This is a genomic window from Pseudoalteromonas sp. MER144-MNA-CIBAN-0113 (assembly GCF_040308965.1).
GTDB lineage: Bacteria > Pseudomonadota > Gammaproteobacteria > Enterobacterales > Alteromonadaceae > Pseudoalteromonas > Pseudoalteromonas tetraodonis.
Genome location: NZ_JBEOOG010000192.1, coordinates 1 through 680, shown reverse-complemented (window position 1 = coordinate 680; position 680 = coordinate 1). Strand labels below are relative to the sequence as shown.

Here is a 680-nt window from a genome sequence, read left to right as displayed (position 1 = left end):
TTCATGAACAAATGTGACATGGTTGATGATGAAGAGCTACTTGAGCTAGTAGAAATGGAAGTTCGTGAACTTCTTTCTGAATACGACTTCCCAGGTGATGACTTACCACTAATTCAAGGTTCTGCACTTAAAGCACTTGAAGGCGAAGAGCAATGGGAAGCTAAAATCGTAGAGCTTGCAGAAGCACTAGATACTTACATTCCAGAGCCAGAGCGTGACATCGATAAGCCATTCATCATGCCTATCGAAGACGTTTTCTCAATCCAAGGTCGTGGTACTGTTGTAACTGGCCGTGTTGAAGCTGGTATCATCAACGTGAACGACGAAGTTGAAATCGTTGGTATCAAAGAGACGACTAAGTCTACTTGTACTGGTGTTGAGATGTTCCGTAAGCTTCTTGACGAAGGTCGTGCTGGTGAGAACATTGGTGCACTTTTACGTGGTACTAAGCGTGAAGACGTTGAACGTGGTCAAGTACTAGCTAAGCCTGGTTCAATCAAGCCACACACTACATTCACTTCAGAAGTATACGTACTTTCGAAAGATGAAGGTGGTCGTCATACTCCATTCTTCAAAGGTTACCGTCCACAGTTCTACTTCCGTACAACTGACGTAACAGGTGACGTACAGTTACCAGAAGGCGTAGAAATGGTAATGCCTGGTGATAACGTTAAGATGAC

The 680-nt window shown here is 43.8% G+C and carries 1 protein-coding gene; it reads left to right on the top strand.

Going from position 1 to position 680, the window contains the following annotated elements; translation table 11 throughout:
- A partial coding sequence (locus tag AAEY57_RS19355; protein ID WP_290173250.1) for an EF-Tu C-terminal domain-related protein occupies positions 1–680 on the top strand: 680 nt, incomplete at both ends.